20 protein-coding genes are annotated in these 17,670 nt (G+C 72.0%); 9 read left to right on the forward strand and 11 right to left on the reverse strand.

The annotated features are described in order from the left end of the window. Window positions 1-113 precede the first annotated feature (113 nt). Complete coding sequence (locus tag K1T35_RS04800; protein WP_220258975.1) at window positions 114-350, forward strand: DUF397 domain-containing protein; 237 nt, start codon at window positions 114-116, stop codon at window positions 348-350. Between the two features lie 77 nt (window positions 351-427). On the opposite strand, the gene K1T35_RS04805 is transcribed toward K1T35_RS04800, so the two are convergent. Further along, a complete protein-coding gene (locus tag K1T35_RS04805) occupies window positions 428-1,321 on the reverse strand; it encodes a helix-turn-helix transcriptional regulator (RefSeq protein WP_220258976.1) in 894 nt (297 codons plus the stop codon). A 222-nt stretch (window positions 1,322-1,543) separates the two neighbouring features. Between K1T35_RS04805 and K1T35_RS04810 the strand changes: the two genes are divergently transcribed. Together K1T35_RS04810 and K1T35_RS04815 are read left to right on the forward strand one after the other, a co-directional pair. After that, window positions 1,544-2,368 (forward strand): SAM-dependent methyltransferase, encoded by an 825-nt coding sequence (locus tag K1T35_RS04810; RefSeq protein WP_255621586.1) that lies wholly within the window; start codon window positions 1,544-1,546, stop codon window positions 2,366-2,368. 116 nt (window positions 2,369-2,484) lie between these two features. Further along, window positions 2,485-3,198 carry an alpha/beta hydrolase gene (locus K1T35_RS04815; protein WP_220258978.1) on the forward strand — a complete coding sequence of 238 codons (714 nt, stop codon included), beginning with the start codon at window positions 2,485-2,487 and terminating at the stop codon, window positions 3,196-3,198. Between the two features lie 20 nt (window positions 3,199-3,218). On the opposite strand, the gene K1T35_RS04820 is transcribed toward K1T35_RS04815, so the two are convergent. Together K1T35_RS04820 and K1T35_RS04825 are read right to left on the reverse strand one after the other, a co-directional pair. Continuing rightward, window positions 3,219-3,695 (reverse strand): OsmC family protein, encoded by a 477-nt coding sequence (locus K1T35_RS04820; RefSeq protein WP_220258979.1) that lies wholly within the window; start codon window positions 3,693-3,695, stop codon window positions 3,219-3,221. Between the two features lies 1 nt (window position 3,696). Beyond that, window positions 3,697-3,939 (reverse strand): hypothetical protein, encoded by a 243-nt coding sequence (locus K1T35_RS04825; protein ID WP_220258980.1) that lies wholly within the window; start codon window positions 3,937-3,939, stop codon window positions 3,697-3,699. Between the two features lie 124 nt (window positions 3,940-4,063). Between K1T35_RS04825 and K1T35_RS04830 the strand changes: the two genes are divergently transcribed. Together K1T35_RS04830 and K1T35_RS04835 are read left to right on the forward strand one after the other, a co-directional pair. Further along, a complete protein-coding gene (locus K1T35_RS04830; RefSeq protein WP_220258981.1) occupies window positions 4,064-4,462 on the forward strand; it encodes a hypothetical protein in 399 nt (132 codons plus the stop codon). Between the two features lie 100 nt (window positions 4,463-4,562). After that, window positions 4,563-5,378, forward strand: coding sequence for a Bax inhibitor-1/YccA family protein (locus K1T35_RS04835; protein ID WP_220258982.1), 816 nt, complete (start codon window positions 4,563-4,565; stop codon window positions 5,376-5,378). 62 nt (window positions 5,379-5,440) lie between these two features. Here the strand turns inward: K1T35_RS04835 and K1T35_RS04840 are convergent, their stop codons facing one another. The 3 genes from K1T35_RS04840 to K1T35_RS04850 all read right to left on the reverse strand — a co-directional run bounded on the left by K1T35_RS04840 (window position 5,441) and on the right by K1T35_RS04850 (window position 8,027). Continuing rightward, window positions 5,441-6,061: an antibiotic biosynthesis monooxygenase gene (locus K1T35_RS04840; protein ID WP_220258983.1), complete on the reverse strand. Its 621-nt coding sequence runs from the start codon at window positions 6,059-6,061 to the stop codon at window positions 5,441-5,443. A gap of 95 nt (window positions 6,062-6,156) precedes the next feature. Further along, window positions 6,157-7,377, reverse strand: a complete 1,221-nt coding sequence (locus tag K1T35_RS04845; RefSeq protein WP_220258984.1) for an acetyl-CoA C-acetyltransferase — start codon at window positions 7,375-7,377, stop codon at window positions 6,157-6,159. A gap of 86 nt (window positions 7,378-7,463) precedes the next feature. After that, the gene (locus tag K1T35_RS04850; protein WP_220258985.1) at window positions 7,464-8,027 is read right to left on the reverse strand and encodes a hypothetical protein; all 564 of its coding nucleotides are present in this window, start codon (window positions 8,025-8,027) and stop codon (window positions 7,464-7,466) included. Window positions 8,028-8,143: 116 nt separating this feature from the next. Between K1T35_RS04850 and K1T35_RS04855 the strand changes: the two genes are divergently transcribed. From K1T35_RS04855 to K1T35_RS04865, 3 genes are all read left to right on the forward strand, one after another. Continuing rightward, a complete protein-coding gene (locus K1T35_RS04855) occupies window positions 8,144-8,599 on the forward strand; it encodes a pyridoxamine 5'-phosphate oxidase family protein (RefSeq protein ID WP_220258986.1) in 456 nt (151 codons plus the stop codon). Between the two features lie 248 nt (window positions 8,600-8,847). Then, the gene (locus tag K1T35_RS04860) at window positions 8,848-9,207 is read left to right on the forward strand and encodes a YciI family protein (protein ID WP_255621588.1); all 360 of its coding nucleotides are present in this window, start codon (window positions 8,848-8,850) and stop codon (window positions 9,205-9,207) included. Further along, a complete protein-coding gene (locus K1T35_RS04865) occupies window positions 9,204-10,451 on the forward strand; it encodes an RNA polymerase sigma factor (RefSeq protein WP_255621589.1) in 1,248 nt (415 codons plus the stop codon). Before K1T35_RS04860 ends, K1T35_RS04865 begins: the two co-directional genes overlap by 4 nt. A gap of 5 nt (window positions 10,452-10,456) precedes the next feature. Here the strand turns inward: K1T35_RS04865 and shbA are convergent, their stop codons facing one another. After that, the gene (shbA, locus tag K1T35_RS04870) at window positions 10,457-11,062 is read right to left on the reverse strand and encodes an RNA polymerase sigma factor ShbA (protein WP_220262391.1); all 606 of its coding nucleotides are present in this window, start codon (window positions 11,060-11,062) and stop codon (window positions 10,457-10,459) included. A 288-nt stretch (window positions 11,063-11,350) separates the two neighbouring features. Here shbA and K1T35_RS04875 point away from each other — a divergent pair, with 288 nt between their 5' ends. After that, on the forward strand, window positions 11,351-12,715 hold the full coding sequence (locus K1T35_RS04875) for a cystathionine beta-synthase (protein ID WP_220258987.1): 1,365 nt from the start codon (window positions 11,351-11,353) through the stop codon (window positions 12,713-12,715). 64 nt (window positions 12,716-12,779) lie between these two features. Here K1T35_RS04875 and K1T35_RS04880 read toward each other — a convergent pair whose 3' ends face one another. From K1T35_RS04880 to K1T35_RS04895, 4 genes are all read right to left on the reverse strand, one after another. After that, window positions 12,780-13,430 (reverse strand): response regulator transcription factor, encoded by a 651-nt coding sequence (locus K1T35_RS04880; protein WP_220258988.1) that lies wholly within the window; start codon window positions 13,428-13,430, stop codon window positions 12,780-12,782. Beyond that, entirely contained in the window at window positions 13,427-15,460 is a 2,034-nt protein-coding gene (locus K1T35_RS04885; protein WP_220258989.1) for a sensor histidine kinase, read from the reverse strand. Before K1T35_RS04885 ends, K1T35_RS04880 begins: the two co-directional genes overlap by 4 nt. A gap of 113 nt (window positions 15,461-15,573) precedes the next feature. After that, entirely contained in the window at window positions 15,574-16,278 is a 705-nt protein-coding gene (locus tag K1T35_RS04890; RefSeq protein WP_220258990.1) for a hypothetical protein, read from the reverse strand. Between the two features lie 103 nt (window positions 16,279-16,381). After that, a complete protein-coding gene (locus K1T35_RS04895) occupies window positions 16,382-17,668 on the reverse strand; it encodes an ankyrin repeat domain-containing protein (RefSeq protein ID WP_255621590.1) in 1,287 nt (428 codons plus the stop codon). Window positions 17,669-17,670: the final 2 nt, after the last annotated feature.

A 17,670-nucleotide genomic window follows, 5' to 3' on the forward strand; every position in this document is an offset into this window, starting at 1 on the left:
GAAATCCGCAGGCATCTGCCAACTGCAGGTGCCTACGCCATATGCACGTGCAGATGCAGACTGCTACCGTCGCCCGCATCTGCCGCACAGTTGACCCCCGAAAGGTGATCAAGATGGCGAACGATCGCATCGTGGTGCCGGCGCAGCAGCTCGACGGCGCGCGCTGGCACAAGAGCACGTTCAGTGGGCAGCACGCCTGCGTGGAGGTCGCAATGCTGGACGGCGGAGAGGTCGCCGTGCGCCACTCGCGTCAGCCAGCGGGGCCCGCGCTCGTGTTCACTCCCGACGAGTGGTCCGCGTTCCTCGAGGGCGCATGGCACGGCGAGTTCGGCAAGCGCCCTGCTCGCTGAAACCACATCATCCCGCACTGCCGAAGACAGCCGCCCGGCGTGGACTCCACGCCGGGCGTCGGTTTGTCCGGGCGTGGTCAGAGCTCAGCGATGATCTTCGCCAGCATCTGACGTGAGCGATCGGGCGTCTCGGCGTCGACCGTGAGTCGGTCGAGTGCGCGGCTGAAGATCTCGATCTCCTCGACGCCGTCGAGCATGACGGCCCCGCCGAGGTGCTCGATGTACACGACGTCCGGGAGCTCTGGCTCGGCGAACCGGAGAAGCTGGAACGGGCCTTCCGCCGCGTAGCCGCTGAGCTGCGTGGGCACGATCTGGATCGTGATGTGCGGCTGCTTCGACTGCTCGAGCAGGAACTGGAGCTGCTCCTTCAGCACCCGGCGTCCGCCGATCGGCCTGCGCAGCACCGATTCGTCGACGACCGCCCAGTACCTCGGCGGGTTGGGGCCGGTGATGAGCGACTGGCGCTGCATGCGCAGGTGGATCCGCTTCTCCGTGTCGGGCGGCGCGTAGTCGGGGCGGCCACGGGTGAGCACCGCGCGCACGTACGCCTCGGTCTGCAGCAGGCCGGGCACGAACTGCAGCTCGTAGGTGTGGATCCGGCTCGCCGACTCCTCCAGCCCGACGAACTCCTGGAACCAGCTCGGGATGACGTCGGTGAAGCGCCGCCACCAGCCCGGTTCGTTGGCCTTGCGGACCATGTCGAGGAACTGGTCGCGCTCATCGGGGTCGCTGATGCCGTACATGGTGAGCAGGTCGGCGACGTCACGCTCCTTGAACGCGACCCGGCCGAGCTCGAGGCGGGAGACCTTGGAGTCGGAGGCCCTGATCGTGTAGCCGGCGTCCGCGCGCGAGATGCCGGAGTTCTCGCGCAGCCTGCGCAACTGGGTGCCGAGCACGATGCGGCGTGCGGTGACCCCGCGGGCCTCTGCGGGCAGCACGGAACTCGGTTCGGAGCGGCCACCCTCCGCCATCTGCTCCTCCTCGCGGACTTCCGGCCCGTTGTCCTTCGGCCCTCCCAGTTCTCGCTCATGGCAGATCGAGCAGGGCCGGCACTCTGCTGGACGATGACCGTACACGCAGAGAACGGCAAGTGGAGGATCACGTCCGAGGTTCAACCGGATCAGTCCTTGCCCTACACTCGACTGGCCGCCGTAGACTCCCGGGTCCGAGATCGACTACCGAGTGAGGCGAGTGTGCCGAGTACCGAGGAAGAGGTAGTTCCGCACTACATCGACGTGTCGAAGGCCAGTGTCGCGCGGGTCTACGACGCCTTCCTGAATGGCAAGGACAACTACGAGATCGACCGCGAGGTCCTGCGCCGCGTCCAAAAGGTGGCGCCGGAGGCCACGCAGCTCGGATGGGACAACCGGGAGTTCCTGATCCGCGCCAGTCGATTCATTGCCAGCCAGACGGGGGTCAGCCAGTACCTCGACTGCGGTTCCGGTCTCCCCACCGCGGAGAACACCCACCAGGTCGTGCAGCGGATCAATCCCGAGGCCAAGGTCGTGTACGTCGACAACGACCCGGTCGTACTCGCGCACGGTCGAGCGCTGCTCGAGGAGAACGATCAGACTCATCTCATCGGTGCCGACATCTTCGAACCGAGTGATGTGCTGCAGAACGAGGTCGTCCGTAAGCACCTCGATTTCACCGAGCCCATTGCGCTGTACCAGTGCGGAACGCTCCACCATTACAGCGGTGATCGGTACGCCGAGATCATGCAGGAGTACGTCGACGCGCTGCCGTCGGGTTCGTATGTCGCGCTGAGCCACTTCTTCGACCCGGAGACCGACGAGTACAGCCCGCTCGCGCGCAAGATGGAGGAAGTATTCCTCCACAGCCCGATGGGCAGCGGCTGGTTCCGGACCCGAGAGCAGATCATGAGCATGCTGCCCGGGCTCGAACTCGTCGAACCGGGTCTTGTGCTCTGCGCCGAATGGTGGCCGGACGGACCCCGTGTGAAGCCGATGCCGACGGTCTCGTATACGATCGCGGGCGCAGTCGGGCGCAAGCCCTGACGAGAGTCGCTCTCAGGGCCGGGCAACCACCCTTCCGTCCAACGGAAGTGATGTTGCCCGGCCGGTGTGGCACCGCGAGGCTGCTTCCTCCGGTGCACGCTTTCCAGGAGGTCGCCATGAGGTCGGCGCCGACGTTGGTCCTCGTGCACGGTGCGTGGCACGGGCCGTGGGCGTGGCGCCGGATCGTCGAGGAACTGGGCGACCTCGATGTCCGCACGGTCGCGTTGCCGTCGGTCGGCCCCGACCTCTCGGCACTCGGTGACATGCACACCGACGCGGGGGCCGTGCGAGCCGCGGTCGCCGTCGTGGACGGCCCGGTCGTCGTGTGCGCCCACTCCTACGGTGGCGTGCCGGTCACAGAGGCCCTCGCGGGCGTGCCGAACGTCGTCGGCCTCGTCTACCTGTGCGCGTTCCAGCTCGACGTCGGCGAGTCCCTGCTGAGTGCAGTGGGCGGCGGCGCCCCGAGCTGGTGGGACGTCCACCGGGCGGAGGGCTACGTCGACCCCCTGCGCCCGTTCGAGACCTTCTACGCCGACGTGCGCCCGCACACCGCCCGTGGCGCCGTCGCCCGCCTCGGGCACCAGTCGCTGGCCGCGTTCGAGCAGCCGCTCACGCGTGCGGCGTGGCGCACCGTTCCCAGCACCTACGTCGTGTGCGAGCGGGATGCCGCGATCCCCGTCGTCGCGCAGGAGATGATGGCCGAGCGGGCAGGTCGGGTGCTGCGGATGCCCGCCTCCCACTCACCGTTCCTGTCCCGGCCCGCCCAGCTCGCCGGGATCCTCAGGGCGGAGCTGGTCGCGGCGAGCCGCGCGGCGGCCACCACCCTCTGACCTAGTTCGGGACACCAGCATCATCCCGCCTCGACGAAGGCGATCAGCGGGTCGACGCGGACCGGCGTGGCGAGGCTGTTGGCGATGAAGCACTCGCGATGGGCCACCTCGACGAGATGCCGCACCCGTTCCTCGGTCGGGCCCTCGGCGAGCGTGATCCGCGGCCGCAGCACGATCTCGGAGATCCGGACCGGCCGCAGCGCCTCCGGCATCAGCGCGGTGGCGTCGTCGCGGTAGTCGCGGACGTCGAGCCGGGCCCGCGCGGCGACCGCGAGGAACGACAGCAGCTGGCAGGACGCGGCGGCCAGCACCACGAGCTGCTCGGGGTTGAGCCGGGCCGGATCACCGAGGAACGCCGGGTCGGACGAGAGCGCGAGCTCCGGCTCGGCAGGCGGGGCGCTGCCGCGGTGCGCCCGGTCGTAGGCCGGGTAGCCACCCGCGGTGGAGCCGGACCACGAGCACAGGGCCCGGTAGGTGTGGACGGGTTGCTCCGACATGTCAGCGGGCGGGCGCGCCGGCGTCGCGGACGCTCGCGGGATCGCCGGTCCTGCGCGGGGCCAGCGGGCCGCGGGCGCGGCGTCCCAGCCAGCCGCGGCCCTTCTGCAGCACGCCGCTGAGCGAGGTGGGGCCGCGACGGGACTCGATCACGTCACCGATCCGGCCGAGCAGCCAGCCCAGCAGCGGGGCCCCGATCGCGAGGACGAGCCACCATCGCAGCCGCGCGGACAGGAACGCCCACATAGAACCTCCAGAAGTCCCCAGGGGCCGGAGCGTATGCGCCGCACCCCGACGCTGCACGTGCACAAGACGTTGTTCCCCCGTACGACCGGCGAAAACGGGTGCCGGGGCGGGCTACGATCCCTCGATGGCGGGCGACCGTCCTGTCCTGCTCGGGCTGCTGCTCTACCTGCTCGTCGCGGCCACGCCCACCGTTCTGTTCTGGGCGGTGCTGCGGCTGCTCCCCGCTGCCGTCAGCGCATGGGTCGAACGCCGCAGGCGACGGCAGGCTCCGGCGGGGCCCACGCTCGAGTCCGTCGTCGCCAACCTGCGCCGACTGCGCCGCGAGGTGTGCAGCGGGTGTCACCGCACCCAGCTGCGGCGCATGGCGGCGGAGGCCGCATACGATCACACGCTGCTGGAGTGTTGCCGGATCGTCGACGTCGACGCCCCGCTCGCCACGGCGGGCGCAGACGAGCGCCCGTTCGCGCGACTCCTCACCGAGGCGGCACTGGAAAACGCCGGGATCGCCTTGGACCCACCGTGACCGAATCGCAGTAAAGTCTCCTTTACCGAACAGGGAACGTCGCAGGGCAGTTCGTCGTTGAACTGCACGGACGCATGACACGCTTCCGAGGAGGACCCAGGTGCGCACCAGTAGCAACCCGGCGTTCCGCAACCTGCCGACAGGGCAGGGTGGGTACGCCACGTTCGACCGCCAGGGCGGCGCGATGGGCGGCGCCGCCGCCTACGCCGACGCCCAGAGCTCGCAGGTCGAGTACGGGCGCGCCGGAGTCGGCGAGCGCCCGCTCACGATGGACGACGTCGTCACGAAGACGGCGATCACCGGTGCTGTCGCGCTCGCGGCAGGCGTCCTCACCGCGTTCAGCGGCATGTTCTGGCTCGTGCTCCCGGCGTTCATCGTCGGGCTCGTGGTCTCGCTGATCGTCATCTTCAAGCAGAGCAGCAACCCCGGTCTCGTGCTCACGTACTCGGCCGCCATGGGTGTGGCGCTCGGGGGCATCACCGGTGCGCTGGAGATGTCGGGCACCCAGTTCGAGGGCATCGGCTTCCAGGCGGTCGTCGGCACCGCCGGCGTCTTCGTCGGGATGCTGGTCGTCTACAAGACGGGCGCCGTCCGGGTCACGCCGAAGTTCACGAAGTGGCTGATGGGCGCCATGTTCGGCGTCGTCATCCTGATGGTCGTGAACCTCGTCGCCAGCTTCTTCACCACCGGCGGCCTCGGGCTGCGCGACGGATCGCCGCTGGCGTACCTGTTCAGCATCATCTGCATCGGGGTGGCCGCGTTCAGCCTGCTGCTCGACTTCGACATGGCCGACCGCGCCGTCCGCGACGGTGCCCCGGCGAAGTTCGCCTGGTACATCGCCTTCGGCCTGATGACCACCCTGGTCTGGCTGTACATCGAGATCCTGCGGCTGCTGAGCTACCTCCGCCAGGAGTGATCCACGCCTGAACGAGCGGCGCCCGTCCCCCATGGGGGACGGGCGCCGCGTCGTTTCAGGGGTCAGGCCATCTCGGGTACGCGCAGGTGGGCGAGCGCGAGCTCGAACTCGCCGACCTCCATGATCTCGACCCCGGCCTCACGGGCGCCGCGCTCGCGGAGCTCCTCACCCTGGGCGCGGCTGCGGTCCATCGCCTCACGGCTGTCGAAGGTCACCGAGGACACGGCGTACCCCTCGCGGCGGTCCACCATGAGGCTGGCGCTGCAGAAGCCCTCGAACTCCTGGGTGGCGGGTAGGACGCCCATCTTGTAGACGTCGATGCCGCGGTCCACCTGGTCGGGCGCCATCCGCACCCACGTGGCCCGGACACAGGCACCCGGGGCCGATGTGTGGTCGCGGTGCATGACCGCGATCTCCCACTCGTCGACCTGCGGCCGTCCGCCGAGCACTTCCGCCGCGCGCTCGCGCAGCGGCCGGACCCTGTCACCCGTGGCGTCCATCGCCTCCTTCGACTGCCATGCGGTGGTGACGATGCAGCGGCCCGTCATCCGGTCGACGAGCATGGACATTCCGACGCAGCCCTCCATGCCCAGCACGTCAGACATGATCTCGTCGCGGACGAGCGCGATGCCCGACTCGAGCGACTCAGGGTGCGCGCGGATCGTGGTGGAGCGTGCGTACACGACCCACCCCCTTGTGGTCGGGGCAGCGCCCCGGCGGCGCCGCCAGCGCCCCACACCATCCTCTCGACGTACCCCCCGGGCAAGACCGTGGAGCGTCAGCTCAACCGTTCGAGGACCATCGCCATACCCTGGCCGCCGCCGACGCACATCGTCTCGAGGCCGACGGTCTTGTCGTGGGTGCGCAGGCCGTTGAGCAGGGTGGTGGTGATGCGGGCACCGGTCATGCCGAACGGGTGGCCGAGCGCGATGGCGCCCCCGTTGACGTTCAGCTTCTCCTCGTCGATGCCGAGGTCGCGGGCCGAGGGCAGGACCTGCGCCGCGAACGCCTCGTTGATCTCGACGAGGTCGACGTCGTCGATCGTCATGCCGGCGCGCGCGAGTGCCTGCTTCGAGGCCTCGACGGGGCCGAGTCCCATGATCTCCGGGGAGAGCGCGGAGACGCCCGTGGACACGACGCGGGCGAGCGGGGTGATCCCGAGCTCGGCGGCCTTGGTGTCGGACATGATCACGAGGGCGGCGGCGCCGTCGTTGAGCGGGCAGCAGTTGCCCGCTGTGACGAGCCCGTCCGGCCGGAACACCGGCTTGAGCTGGGCAACGGCCTCCAACGTGACGCCGGCGCGCGGCCCGTCGTCCTTCTCGACGACGGTGCCGTCGGGCAGCGTGACCGGGCTGATCTCACGGGCGAAGAACCCGTTCGCGATCGACTTCTCGGCGAGGTTCTGCGACCGGACGCCGAAGCGGTCCATGTCCTCGCGGCTGACCCCCTTCAGACGGGCGAGGTTCTCCGCGGTCTGACCCATCGCGATGTAGATGTCGGGCAGGTGCTCGTCCTCGCGGGGGTCGTTCCACGAGTCGGCGCCGTTCTCGGCGATGTGGCGGGTGCGGTCCTCGGCGTCGGAGAAGACGGGGTTGTGGGTGTCGGGGTGGGAGTCGGAGCTGCCCTTGGCGAGGCGGGAGACCGTCTCGACTCCCGCCGAGATGAACACGTCGCCCTCGCCCGCCCTGATGGCGTGCATGGCCATGCGCGTGGTCTGCAGGCTCGACGAGCAGTAGCGGGTGATCGTGGTGCCGGGCAGGGTGTCGTGGCCGAGCATGACCGCGACGACACGGGCCATGTTGAAGCCCTGCTCGCCCCCGGGAAGGCCACAGCCGAGCATGAGGTCGTCGATGTCGGCCGGGTCGAGCTGGGGGACCTTGGCGAGCGCGGCGCGCACCATCTGCACGGTCAGGTCGTCGGGGCGGATCGTGGTGAGAGATCCCTTGTGTGCGCGGCCGATCGGGGACCGGGCCGCCGCGACGATCACGGCTTCGGGCATCGTCGTTCCTCCTCGCACAGGCTGACTACCGCGGAGCGTACGCGGCGGTAACCGACTACGGGGGTGTGAGAACCGCGTCAGGTTCCTCAGGCGGTGGCGAGGAACCCCAGGCAGCCGACGACACCGATGCCGAGCACGATGAAGGCCAGATGGCCGACGAGCACTCCGCCGAATGCGCGGCCGAGCCCGGCCTCGAACGCCGCGGAGAAGAGAACGGTCAGGTAGCCGGCGCTCACGACCCATGAGATCCCCAGCACGACCGCCACCAGTACTGCGTCGGCACCGATGGCGACCTCGAGGGCCGACCCAGGAATGTTGATCGTGAAAGTCACGAGCGCGACCTTGCTCGCGGCGGGGCCGACCTCGGCGCCGTGACCACCACACACCGCTCGTGCCACGGCGGTCACCAGCAGTTCGACGAGCAGGAAGAGCCCTGTGAACAGCGGGACGCCCACCAGGACCGGAGCCGTGGTGAAGTTCCCCGCGAGGTAGCCGAGGAGGACGTAAACCGCCGTCACACCGCAGGCCGGCCACCAGTAGCTGACGTTCTGGGCGCGTTCGAACGCCTGCCGCGGGCTGGTGAGGGCATTCCCCAGGAACGCCCAGCCGTTCGAATACCCGAGTGGTTGTTCGTCTCGTCTGTCAACCATGTCGCGTGGATGGTTCAACAACGGGGACCCATCAGGTGTCCGGTGATCACCCGACACCCTGCGCGGCGGGTCGAATCCTGACAGCTCCTGGCAGCGTTGTGCGGGATCCTCGGCCCATGACCGCCTGGAAGGACGTCGAGGAGGCCGTGCCCGAGTTCGCCGCGCGGGTGCGCAAGATCTTCGACGCGCACAAGCACAAGACGATCGCCACGCTGCGCGCCGATGGAGCGCCCCGCATCTCGGGCATCGAGGCGGAGTTCGCCGACGGCGAGCTGACGTTCGGCTCGATGACCGGCGCCCGCAAGGGCGCCGACCTGCACCGCGATCCGCGGTTCGCGCTGCACAGCCCGTCGGTGGACCCGCCGGAGGGCGACCCCGCTGGATGGGCGGGGGACGCGAAGATCGCCGGGCGCGCGTTCGCCGCCGGTCCGGTGAGCGGCGACGCCGAGGGTGAGCTGTTCCGCGCCGACATCGACGAGGTCGTCGTCACCGGGCTCAACGCGGAGGCGACGATGCTGGTGATCGAGAGCTGGACGCCCGGCAGGGGTTTGCGGCGCGTCGAGCGGGAGTAGCAAGTGCCCCCCGCCGGAAGTCCGCCGAGTAATTCGGCGGCCCAGGCCCACGCTGGCCGCACCGGCCGACGGGCCGAGTACGTCCAGTACGAGGCCCGCCGTCCGGCGCACCCAGCGAGAACCTGGATCCACCGACTTACCCAACGGACTTCCGGCGGGGGGCACTTGGCGTGTCGATTCCGCGAGTTCCCGTTCGTCGTCATGCTGGTGGCCGCCCGGCCACCGCGCCAGAAACGAGGAGCCGAGAAGTGAAGTACATGCTGCTGATCTACGGTTCGCAGGACGTCCAGCCGCAGACCCCCGAGGCCGTCCAGAAGGTGATGGACGAGTACTGGGCCTACGAGAAGGCCGTGGCCGACGCCGGAGTGCGCCTCGCGAGCGACGCGCTGCAGGGTGTCGAGACCGCCACCACCGTCGCGGTCCGCGACGACGGCGAGCGGGTGGTCACCGACGGTCCGTTCGCCGAGACCCGCGAGATCCTCGGCGGCTACTACTTGCTCGACGTGCCGGATCTCGACGCGGCGATCGACTGGGCGGCCCGCTGCCCGGGCGCGCAGCACGGGAGCCGGATCGAGGTGCGTCCGGTCATGGAGTTCGAGCAGCCGTGAGTGAGGGGGCGGCCGGCTCCGTCGAGGCTGTGTTCCGGGAGGAACGGGGCCGGCTGCTCGCCACGCTCGTCGGCCAGTTCGGCGACCTCGACCTCGCCGAGGAGGTCGCGTCGGAGGCCGTCGCGGCCGCGTTGGAGCGCTGGCCGATCGACGGCGTGCCGGGCCGGCCGGGCGCGTGGCTGCTGACCACTGCGCGGCGCAAGGCCGTGGACCGGCTGCGCCGGGACAAGGCCTACGCGGCGCGGATCGCGGTGCTGCAGGCCGAGGCCGACCGCAACGGGCCTGCCGCGGTGCTCGCCGAGTCCGAGGACGTGCCCGACGAGCGGTTGCGCCTGTTCTTCACCTGCTGCCACCCGGCGCTTCCGCCGGAGGCGCAGGTGGCACTCACGCTGCGCTGCCTCGCGGGGCTCTCGACGCAGGAGGTGGCGCGCGCGTTCCTGGTGCCAGCGGCCACGATGGCGCAGCGGATCGTGCGGGCGAAGCGCAAGATCAAGGGCGCTCGGATCCCGTTCCGGGTGCCGGAGGCGGACGAGCTTCCCGCCCGGCTGCCGGGTGTGCTCCGCGTGGTCTACGCGGTCTTCACCGAGGGCTACGCGGCCAGCGAGGGACCCGAGCTGGTGCGGGGCGACCTCGCCGATGAGGCGATCCGGCTGGCGCGAATCCTGCACCGGTTGCTCCCGAGGGAGCGGGAGGTGGCGGGGCTGCTGGCGCTGATGCTGCTCGTCGACGCCAGGCGGGACGCACGCACCGGTCCGGACGGGCACCTGGTACTGCTCGACGAGCAGGACCGCTCGCGGTGGAACCGTGCGTACATCGAGGAAGGCAGGCACCTCGTGGTGTCGGCGCTGCAGGGCGGCCCGCCCGGCCCGTATGCGCTGCAGGCGGCGATCGCCGCTGTGCACGACGAGGCGGCCGACGTCGCCACCACCGACTGGCCGCAGGTGGTGGCGCTCTACGACGTGCTCGCGGACGTCGCCCCGTCCCCGGTGGTGACGCTGAACCGGGCCGTCGCCGTCGCGATGCGGGACGGGCCCGCGGCCGGGCTGGAGCTCCTCGACGCGCTCGCCGCCGACGAGCGGCTGCGCGGCTACCACCTGCTGCCCGCCGCACGGGCAGACCTCCTGCGGCGGCTCGGCCGGGCCGCCGAAGCGGCCGTCGCGTACGAGGAGGCGCTTGCGCTCGTGGGTAACGCCGCAGAGCGGGCGTACCTGTCCCGCAGGCTCGAGGAGACCCGGGGCGGATGAGGGCGTCAGGCCGTGCGGCGTTCCACCAGCTCGCGCAGCTTGGCGAGGGCCCTGTGCTGGGTGACGCGGACGGCGCCGGACGTCGAGCCGACCGCGGCGGCGGTCTCCACCGCCGTCATACCGAGCGCCACGCGCAGCACCAGGATCTCCCGGTGCTGCGCGGGGAGCTGGTCGAGGAGCGCGCGTAGCTCGGCGACCAGGCCGCCGTGGAGCGCGGCCTGCTCGGGGCCGTGCTCGAAATCAGGCTCGTCCGGGACGACGTCGGTGGGAACGGACCGGTCGCGGCCCGCCGCCCGGTAGGCGTCCACCACCTTGTTGCTGGCGATCCCGTAGACGAACGCCATCACGCGCTTCTCGGGGCGCCACCGCTCCAGAGCCCCGACGACGGCGAACAGGGTGTCCTGGGCGATGTCCTCCGCGGACTGCGAGCCGAGCATGCCGAAGCCGATCCGGGCGCGGCAGTACTGCACCACCATCGGGCGGATCCGGCCGAGCAGGCGCTCGAGCGCCTGCTGGTCGCCACCCGAGGCGAGTGCGGCGAGGTGGTTGAGCTCGGCGTCACGTCGGGCCGACCGGGCAAGGTCGGCCCGATCGGCTTCATCGACACCGATCACCTCGTCCCCGGTGGCTGACACCGGCGCCCCTCCTGCAGCTCGTGGAACGGAACGATCGGGGTGCGCGGCGGGCGGTCCGCGCCGGTCATGTGGTGTCTGGTTCGTCCGATCGACACGCCCTCGACCGGGTTAGGCCCCGACGGCGAACAGTAGTCCGTACGCGGCCTTCTGCGCTGCCGTTCGGCGGCCGGACACGGCGTCCGGTGGGGATCGGGCCCATCGAGCCGCGTCAGGCATCGCCCATGGCCCGCTCAGCGACGCGGCGCGGGGTGCGACGATTGGCCCATGCGTTACGTCGAGCACGTCGCCGACCTGGTCGGGAACACCCCTCTCGTCCGGCTCGGTTCGGTGGCCGAGGGCATCGCCGCACGCGTGCTGGCCAAGGTCGAGTACTTCAACCCGGGCGGCAGCGTGAAGGACCGCATCGCGCTGCGGATGGTCGAGGCGGCCGAGGCGTCCGGCGAGCTGCGGCCAGGCGGCACGATCGTAGAACCGACGTCGGGCAACACCGGCGTGGGGCTGGCGATGATCGCGCAGCGCAAGGGCTACACGTGCGTCTTCGTCTGCCCGGACAAGGTCAGCGAGGACAAGCGCAACGTGCTGCGCGCCTACGGCGCCGACGTCGTGGTGTGCCCGACGGCCGTCGACCCGGACCACCCCGACTCCTACTACAAGGTCTCCGACCGTCTCGTCGGCGAGATCGACGGCGCGTGGAAGCCCAACCAGTACGCGAACGAGCACAACCCCGAGTCGCACTACCTCGGCACCGGGCCGGAGCTGTGGGAGCAGACCGACGGGCGCATCACGCACTTCGTCGCCGGGATCGGTACCGGCGGCACGATCACCGGCACCGGGCGCTACCTCAAGGAGGTGTCGGGCGGCCGGGTGCAGGTGATCGGCGCCGACCCGGAGGGTTCGGTGTACAGCGGCGGCAGCGGGCGCCCGTACCTGGTCGAGGGCGTCGGTGAGGACTTCTGGCCCACGACGTACGACAAGGGGATCTGCGACCAGATCGTCGCCGTATCGGACGCCGACTCGTTCGAGATGACGCGCAGGCTCGCCCGCGAGGAGGCGCTGCTGGTCGGCGGCTCGTGCGGGATGGCCGCCGTCGCCGCGCTGCGCGTCGCCCGCGAGCTGCCCGCCGACGCGGTGGTGGTCGTCCTGTTGCCCGACGGTGGCCGTGGCTACCTGGGCAAGGTCTTCAACGACAAGTGGATGGCGAGCTACGGCTTCCTGCCGCCCACCGAGGGCGCCACCGTCGGCGACGTGCTGCGGCGCAAGGACGGCACGATCCCCGACCTCGTGCACGCCCACCCGAACGAGACGGTGGCCGACGCGGTGCACTACCTGCGGGAGTTCCACGTCTCGCAGATGCCGGTGGTACGGGCCGAGCCGCCGGTGATGGCGGCCGAGGTCGCAGGCGCCGTGGTGGAGCGCCACCTCCTCGACGCGCTGTTCACGGGGCGGGCACAGCTGTCGGACCGTCTCGAGAAGCACATGTCGGCGCCGCTGCCGACGATCGGGGCCGGCGAGCCCCTCGATACCGCGATGAGCGCGTTCGCCGACGCCGACGCCGCACTCGTGCTGATGGACGGCAAGCCCGCGGGTGTCGTCACCCGCTCCGACGTCCTCGCCTTCCTCGGAAGCTGACCCCGCCTCCGGCGGTCGTGAGTGGATACGCGAGCTATAGCGCGCGTATCCACTCACGAGGGGTTCACGGGCCGCCACCCAGACCTGCCTCCCGCGCGCGGACGATCGCCTGGGACCGGTCGGCCACCCGCAGCTTGGCGAGGATGGTCGACAGGTGGTTGCGCACGGTCTTGTCCGAGAGCGACAGCCGCCGGGCCACGGCGAGGTTGTCGAGGCCGCGAGCCACGAGGTCGAGCACCTCGCGCTCCCGCTCGGTCAGCTCGGGGAACGGGGTTGCGGCGGTGCGGGCCCCGGTGACGAACCCCAGCATCCGCTCCGCCACGCCCGACGCGACGAGCACGTCCCCGGCCGCCACCGCCCGCACGGCCCGTTCGACGTCCGCGGGTGAGGCGCTCTTGAGCAGGTAGCCGCGCGCGCCTGCCCGCATCGCGGCGAACACCGAGTCGTCGTCCTCCAGCATCGTCACCACGAGGACGCGCAGCCCGGGGCGTTCGCGCAGCACGGCGTGCGTCGCGTCGATGCCGGACGTGCCGGCGAGGTCCAGATCCATGATCACCACGTCGGCAGGCACCCGGCGGGAGAGCTCGACGGCCTCCGGGGCGTCGGCGGCCTCGCCGACCACGGTGAAGCCAGGGATCGACGACAGCAGCGCGTTCATGCCGAGCCGGAACGTCGGGTGGTCGTCCACGACGAGGATGCGGACGGGATCGTTCACGGCCCATCCTCCTTGCCTACCGGCACCGACACCTCCACCAGCGTTCCCCCTTCGGGCCCTGGCCCGATCCGGGCCGTGCCGCCCAGCTCCGCGGCCCGCTCGCGCACGGCGCGCAGCCCGACCCCTGGCCTGCGCTCAGGAGCGATGCCGACGCCGTCGTCGACCACCTGCAACCGCACCGTTCCATCCGTGCCGTCGAGCCGCACGAGGCACGAGGAGGCGCCGGCGTGGCGGTGCGCGTTCGTGACGGCCTCCGCGGCCACGCTGTAGAGCCCGACCGCAACGGACGCCTCGAGCGCAGCCGAGGCTGAGGCCTCGACCTCCGCCGCCACCGCGAGCTCGGGGGAGTCGAACCGGACGGCGAGGTCCTCGAGGGCGCTGGCCAGGCCGCGTTCCTCCAGCTGCGGAGGCAGGAATGCCCGCGCGAGGCTGCGCACGTTCTGCACCCCGCGCTCGACCTCGCCGGACAGCTCGTCGAGCAGCCTGCCCGCGGTGGCGGCGTCGCCCGTCGCGAGCAGGTTGCGGGCGCCGTGGAGCCCGAGCGACACGCCCGTCAGCACGGGGCCGAGGTGGTCGTGCACCTCGCGGCGCAGCAGCCGGCGTTCCTCGGCTCGCGCGGCCGCCATGCGCGCCCTCGTGGTCTCCAGCTCCGCCGTGAGCAGCGCGAGGCGCACAACCGCTGCCACCACGCCAGCCAGCGGCCGCAGGTCGCGCTCCGTGCGGGCGTCGAGGCGCTCGCCGCGCGAACCCCGGACGGTCAGCTCGCCGACGCGCTCACCCGCGTGCGTCAGCGGCACGGACAGCGGAGGGCCGCCCGGGCTGCCCACCGCGGCGAGCAGGCGGCCGTCGTCGAGCCGGATCTCGGCGCCCGCACAGCGCAGCGCCTCGGTGACCGACTCGAGGATCCGCTGCACCAGCTCCGTGGGAGCCGCGCTACCCAGCCGCAGGCCGATCCGCTCCGCGCCCGCTCCCGGCGCGGCGGATGGCCCCCTGACGAGGAGGTCGACGCGCCGCTGCAACCACGCCCGCGCCGGCACGGCGACGCCGGCGAGCACCGCTGCCGCGAGCACGCCGCCCGTGCCGGTGCCGACCGGCAGCACCGTGGTCGCGACGAACACGATCAGCAGGTACGCGGCGGCCGATCCCGCGGTGAGCAGGGCCCACACCAGGGTGCGGCTGACGGCGAGGTCGATCCCCCACAGCTGCTGGCGCAGCACCACCACGAGGATCGCCGCCGGGAAGAACGCCTGCGCCGCGAGCTGCACCGCAGGCACGATCCCGGGGTCCACCAGCGCCATCGCCATGGGCAGCGGCAGCGCGAGCGGCACGAACGACAGCGTCATCAGCCCGGAGCCCAGCGCGAGCCAGCCAAGGCCGTGGCGCGCCTCCTCCGGGCCGCGCAACCAGCGGCGGGCGGCGTCCGCCGTGGCGAGCGCGCCGAGGAGCACCACGACGCCCATCTGGAGCGGCAGCGATCCCGCCACCGACGCCGCCGCGGCCGGCACGTCGACCAGCGGCGTCCCGTCCGGCACGAGCACCCGGGCCGCGGTGATCAGGACGCACGCGGCGGCGCCCGTCCACGCCGCGACCCGGGCGACGGGTGACGGGCTGCCCTCCCGCACGAGCCACGGCACGACGACGATCAGCCCGACGGTGCCCGGCACCCACGCCACCGAGGTCAGCGACGCCACCGCGTCGGCCCCCGGCAACGGGACGCCCTGCACCGTGGCCCGCGAGTACCCGGCGGCGAAGGCCGCCACGCCGTCGCCGATCGCCGCGAGCGCGACCCACCACGCCACGGCCACCGCCCTGCGGGCGAGCAGCACGCGGGCCACCAGCCCGTACACCACGGCGACCACGACGTCGACCAGGAAGAACAGCGCCTCGCCGCCCTCGTACAGGGCACTCCACGGGAGCGAGAGCACGGCCAGCGCGGCGAGCAGCCATGCGACGACGGCCACCACCACGGCGGCGCCCGGGCTCTTCCTGATCGCCGCCGCTCCGCTCCGGCGTGCTCGCGGGCCGTTCATGGCGCCGTCTGCTCCTCCGGTGCTCGGTTGCTCGTTCCGCGCGCGCCCCCGCAGGACGGCGCCGGCCCGCGCGCTGTTCCGCGTCTACGGCCGCTGCCGGCGGCAGGCCGCTGTCAGGCACCCATCGTGGCAGTCCGTGCTCCACGGCCGGCCAGGTAGGCCACGCCCGCGACGACCAGCCAGATCGAGCCGACATACCCGGCGAGGTACTGCAGCGGTGCCATCGCGAGGCCGCCGACCAGCACCGTGAAGACGATGCTCACGACCCCGAGCCAGCGCGGTGCGGCGCCGTGGCGCAGCGCGCCGAATGCCACCGCCGTGACCGTCAGCGCGAGCCCACCCCACACCCAGGGCAGCGTGTCCATCATGCGGACAAGCGACGCCGTGATGTCCGGGTCGCTCTCGGCCGCGTGGAGCAGCCCGAAGAACACCTCGGTGGCCGGGCCGGACCCCACCAGACACAGCCCGGCGACCAGCAGGGTGCCGGCCCATGCGACGTCAGGTGCCAGGCTGCCCGCAGGGCATTGCGCGGCCAGTGCTCGGCGGAGCCCCGCCCCGAACACCACCACGGCGAATGCGGCGATCACGTACAACGCCAGCACCGCGGCGACCAACCCCGGCCCGAGGCTCGCGTAGGCGTCGACCAGCAGCTCGGCGTCGGCGTATGCGGTCGGGTCCGCCGGGGCGAGTCGCGTGCCCACCTCCATTGCGGCGAAGCCGGCCACCCCGGCCAGCACGCCCGCCGCGGCCCACCCGCGGCCCGGCTGCCGGACGGGCCTGCGGCCGGCCGGGATCGCCTCGATCGGTTCGGTCTGCATGTTCGCTCCTCGCTCGGCCGGGCCCCTCGCCCGGCTGCCGGGAAACCCTCGGCCGCCCGGCGTCCCGGGAACCAGGGAGCGAGGTCCCAGCGGCCCGGGAGGTTCAAGAACCTCCGCCGGTGAGGAGCGCGTCCACCTCGGGGGCGCCCGTCGGTGCCTCATGGCTCGTCGGCGCGCCGGCGGCCAGCAGGAGGGCCACCGTGCCGGCGTAGTCGCCGTCGGCGGCCCGGTTGTTCACCGCGCCCCAGATCGCGCAGTCGAGCGGCGTGGGGCCCTCGTCGTCGAACGCACAATCCTCCAGGTCCGCGCCGCGCTCGACGAGCAGACGCGCCACGTCGGTGCGCCCGTGCATCGCGGCCTGCTCCAGCGGGGTGAATCTGCTCCAGCCGCGGGTGTCCACGTCCATCCCGGCGTCCAGCAGCGCCCGCACGACGTCGAAGCGCCCGAGCAGGGCGAACTGGCCGAGCAGCCAGCCCGACCCGTGGCCCGGGATGCCCGGCAGCGGCGGGTACACGGCCGGGAGTCGCATCGACTCACCGCGCGCCACCGCGAGCACCGCGGCGTCGACGGCGTCCAGCTCCGCGTCGGCGCCCTCCTCGATGAGCAGGTCGTATGCGGCGAGGTGCCCGCAGCGGGCCGCCGCGGCGAGGGGTCGCTGCCCGGTGCGGGGGTGCGGGAGGTTCGCGTCGGCGCCCGCGTCGAGCAGCATCCGCAGGATCGGGACGCCGCGGCCGCGGCCGATCGCCCAGTGGAGGCAGCCGAGGGCGTTCACGTCGACGCCGCGGTCGAGGAACCACGCGAGGCCCACGGCGTCCTCGAAGTCCAGCTTGTGAATCACGAGGCGCTCGAACCCCGGCCGGTGGAGCAGGTCGAGGAGGGCGACGTCGGATTGCTCGCACGCGTGGTAGAACGCGTCCTCGTCGGGGGTGGCGCCGGCCGCGACCAGCTGCCGGGCAAGCGCGAGATCGCGCCGCTCCACCGCCTCGAACAGCGCCGACCGGTGCCACTCGCCGCCGCCCTCTGGGCTTCGGCTGCTCGCGTCCGCCCCGGCGGCGAGCAGCATCTCCGCACACCGGCGCACGTCGGCCGGGGTACCGGTCGATCGCCGCAGGAGCGCGAGCAGCGGGGGGAGCCCGCCGACGGGTGCCGCCGCCGTGTCCGCTGTGAGCAGTGGTGCGAGCGCCTCGGGGTCGGCGAGTGCCAGTGCACGCTCGATTCCCTCCATACCGGCCGCCTCGACGTGCCGGAGGAGCCGGGGCCAGCTGGCGAATCCGTAAGAGCGGGCGAGCTCGCGCTGCGCGCTGTGCAGCGGGATGTCGCGCTCGCGGCGGAGGGCCTTGGCCTGTTTGCGGAGGTGCTCCAGCGACGGGCGCGCGGGAAGAATGGGCATCG

This window comes from Pseudonocardia sp. DSM 110487 (assembly GCF_019468565.1).
Taxonomy (GTDB): domain Bacteria; phylum Actinomycetota; class Actinomycetes; order Mycobacteriales; family Pseudonocardiaceae; genus Pseudonocardia.